General features: G+C 67.3%; 2 protein-coding genes and 1 pseudogene. 1 reads left to right on the top strand and 2 read right to left on the bottom strand.

Annotated elements, in window-relative coordinates:
- Nucleotides 1–116: 116 nt before the first annotated feature.
- Nucleotides 117–641 (bottom strand): annotated as a pseudogene (locus tag ACFW6B_RS40980) (transposase family protein); the annotation flags it as partial.
- Between the two features lie 444 nt (nt 642–1,085).
- On the opposite strand from ACFW6B_RS40980, the gene proS reads away from it, so the two are divergent.
- Nucleotides 1,086–2,498 carry a proline--tRNA ligase gene (proS, locus tag ACFW6B_RS40975; RefSeq protein WP_386605024.1) on the top strand — a complete coding sequence of 471 codons (1,413 nt, stop codon included), beginning with the start codon at nt 1,086–1,088 and terminating at the stop codon, nt 2,496–2,498.
- Nucleotides 2,499–2,609: 111 nt separating this feature from the next.
- Here the strand turns inward: proS and ACFW6B_RS40970 are convergent, their stop codons facing one another.
- A complete protein-coding gene (locus tag ACFW6B_RS40970; protein WP_386605022.1) occupies nt 2,610–3,479 on the bottom strand; it encodes an IS5 family transposase in 870 nt (289 codons plus the stop codon).
- Between the last annotated feature and the right edge of the window lie 329 nt (nt 3,480–3,808).

Below are 3,808 nucleotides of genomic sequence, written 5' to 3'. Positions count from 1 at the left end.
GCCCCGACCCAAGTACATCCAGTACGAGGGCCGGGGCCCGGCACGCCGAGAGCACGCACCTGACGCCGCCGGGCCCGCCCTTCGGGCGGACGACGGGGGTTTGACGACAGGGCCTAGTAGGCGAGATCGGCCACGATCGGAACGCCCTGGCGCTCGCAGATCCGGATGATCCGGTGGGTTCGGGCGGCGGTCAGGTCATGGGTGCGGCCCGGCAGGGCGGGCGAGAGCCACAGCAGCCGGCCGCCGGGATCGGTGACGACCTGCACGTTCACGCCGTGACGCCGGTGCTTGTGGGAGTAGTCGGCCCGGCCGTCGCCGACCCGATCGCACTCGGTGAGAGTCCCGTCGAGCAGGACGAAGTCGGGATCATGCTCGCGCAGTGTCTTGAGCAGACCTGGTGCACGGGCGGCGAGCAGGTCGACGACCGCGCTGGTGTAGGCGTGGGCGGTGGACTCGCTGATCCCGAACCCGGCGGCGAGCTTCGCCAGAGTGGTGTGTTCGCGCAGGTACACCAGTGCCACCATCGCGCGCTGGGACGGACGGAGCTTGCAGCGCCGGTCGCCCTCACGGGTGACGATCAGCATGGTGACCCACTCCACGAGTGCATGCGGCAGGTCAAGTGCGGCAGGATGGATGACCAACGAGGACCCCGAGCTACGTGATTGAGACGTCAGACATCTCGATCAACAGCCCGGGGGCCTCGCTCGTTGCGCTTCACGGCCCGTCACCCGATCGGTGGCCAACTCGAAGAAGCTCAATGAAGCTCGCCAAGCTCAAGGGGTGGCTCAAGTGCCGGAACCGGTGGCCGTGGTGCCCATGGCCGATCCGGCCGACGGGTGCCGCGGATTCACGGCCAGCCCGGGCTGGCTCCCAGCTGGCCGTCTCGCTGGAGGTCTGGACGGCCTTCCTCTCTCTGGCCAGGTGACCTGGCCCGTCGCCCCTCCTCCCGTCGCCGCTGACAGGCCTGCTTTCGGCCACGGGGCCGCCCGGATGTTTCGCGACAAGGACGGCAACTCGCCGGTGGGAACGCCGTGAAGATCACACGGAGGGAAGCCGGGGCACAGGCCGCCCGTATTATGCAGCCCATGGCTAAGACACCTGTTCTCACTCCCCGGTCGGACGACTTCCCTCGCTGGTACCAGGATCTGGTTAACAAGGCGGAGCTGGCCGACAACGGTCCGGTGCGCGGCACCATGGTCATCCGGCCGTACGGGTACGGTCTGTGGGAGCGGATGCAGGCCGAGATGGACGTCCGCATCAAGGAGACGGGCGCGCAGAACGCGTACTTCCCCCTGCTGATCCCGCAGTCGTATCTCACGCGCGAGGCGGACCATGTCGAGGGCTTCGCGCCGGAGCTCGCGGTCGTCACGCACGGCGGCGGCAAGGAGCTGGAGGAGCCGGCGGTGGTCCGCCCCACCTCGGAGATGATCATCAACGACTACTTCTCGAAGTGGGTGCAGAGCTACCGCGACCTGCCTCTGCTAATCAACCAGTGGGCGAATGTGGTCCGTTGGGAGCTCAGGCCGCGTCTCTTCCTACGCACGACCGAGTTCCTGTGGCAGGAGGGCCACACCGCGCACGCCACCTACGAGGACGCCCGCGACTTCGCCGCGCACATCCACCGCGATGTCTACGAGGACTTCATGGCGAACGTCCTCGCGATGGACGTCGTCCCCGGCCGCAAGACCGTCAAGGAGCGCTTCGCCGGCGCCGTCAACACCCTCACCCTCGAAGGGATGATGGGCGACGGCAAGGCCCTGCAGATGGCCACCAGCCATGAGCTGGGCCAGAACTTCGCCAAAGCCTTCAATACCTCGTACCTGTCTAAGGACGGCACCCAGGAGCTGGTCTGGCAGACCTCCTGGGGCTCGACCACCCGCATGATCGGCGCTCTCGTGATGATGCACGGCGACGACAACGGCCTGCGGGTACCGCCGCGCCTCGCGCAAATCCAGGCCGTCGTCCTCGCCATCAAGGGCGACGAAGCGGTTCTGGCCAAGGTCCGCGAGATCGGCGATCGGCTGAAATCTGCCGGCATCCGCGTCCACGTCGATGACCGCACCGACACCCCCTTCGGCCGCCGCGCGGTCGACTGGGAACTCAAAGGCGTGCCTGTCCGCATCGAGGTCGGGCCCCGTGACCTGGAGAACGGCACCGCGATGCTGGCCCGCCGCATTCCGGGCGGTAAGGAACCGGTGGCCATCGAGTCCCTCGTACAACTGCTCCCCACGGTCCTCGAAGCGGACCAGGCACTACTGCTGACCCAGTCCCGCGCACGCCGCGAGTCCTGCACCACCGACGTGACGACGATTGAGGAGGCCGTCGAGGTCGCGGCCACCGGCTGGGCCCGGATGCCGTGGGCCAAGCTCGGGCCCGAGGGAGAGTCCGCCCTCGGCGAGCACGGTGTGACCGTCCGCTGCCTCGTCTCGGAGGACGGCTCAGTCCCCGACTCTGACGATGCGCCCGGCACCCTGGCCGTCCTCGCCCGGGCTTACTGAGCACCGGGGTCAGCACACGACGTGGCGGCTGGCACGGATTCTCCTTGCCAGCCGCCACGTTGTTCACCGCCGCGCCTGCCCCGCGCTTAGAGGTCGTTTTCTCCCGATGTTTCATCCGGGAATGAGTCTTTGATCCTGAGATGTCTGGTCGCGCCAGGAGATGGCAGCTTCGCCGGTGAGGCGACGGGCCATGAGGTCGGTCATGGCGAGGTGGATCATGGCTTCGGAGCGGGCGGGCAGGGTCTCGTAGTCGCGGGCCAGGCGGCGGTGGAACATCAGCCATCCGTAGGTCCGTTCCACGGTCCAGCGCTTGGGCAGTGGGGTGAAACCCCTGGTCCCGGGCGCGCGTTGGACGATTTCCATGTCGATGCCGAGTGTGGCGGCGTGCTCGACGAGGTGCCGGCGGTAGCCGCCGTCGACCCAGACCTTGCGAACCGTGGAGTGGGTGGCGGCCACGTGGTCGATCAGGTGGGTGCCGGCGACGGAGTCCTGGACACTGGCCGCGGTGACCAGCACCGCGAGCAGGAGACCGAGGGTGTCGGTCACGATGCTCCGCTTCCTGCCGACGATCTTCTTCCCGGCGTCGATGCCCTGGCCGGAGAGGGGAACGCTGGTGGAGGTCTTGACGCTCTGTGCGTCGATCACGCAGGCCGACGGGCTCGCGTTCCGGCCCTCCTTCTGCCGTACCAACTCCCTGAGAAGGCCGTTGAGCTGGGTGAACACCCCGCTCTTCTCCCATTTCGCGAAGTAGCCGTAGACCGTCTCCCAGGGCGGGAAGTCGTGCGGGAGGTAGCGCCACTGCACCCCGGTCCGGTCCACGTAGAGGATCGCGTTCATGATCTCGCGCAGGTCGTGCCCGGGCGGGCGTCCGATGTTCAGGGCATGGCGGCGCCGCTCGGCCCGCCAGGCGGACAGCACCGGCTCGACCAGTGCCCAGCGGGCATCGGACAGATCACTTGGATAGGGGCGACGCTCCGTCATGACCTGGACGTACCGCCAGGGCGCGAGTGCGCCCAGGCGCGAAGGCGGGGCGGACGGAAGCTCGGCCGGATTCCGGAGCGTTTTGGGATGAGACAGGCACAAGTCGACCCTCGCCCCAACCGTCACCCCACCCGACCATCAAGCCTCGACCGCACCGATCGCCTCACCGACGCAGCAGCCTCGCAAGACAAAAGCCGGAAGATAGTGACGCATCCTGGGTGAAAACGACCTCTTAGAGGACGTCCGCATTACCTTTGTGACTGTTCCGGAGGTTTTAATGCCCGTCAGGATTGATCGTATACAGGCAGAATGAACAGTATGTCGCTCCA

The sequence above is a fragment of the Streptomyces sp. NPDC058751 genome (assembly GCF_042746485.1).
Taxonomy (GTDB): domain Bacteria; phylum Actinomycetota; class Actinomycetes; order Streptomycetales; family Streptomycetaceae; genus Streptomyces.
The sequence above is the reverse complement of the archived record's forward strand: the minus strand, read 5'-3'. Positions and strand labels throughout refer to the sequence as shown.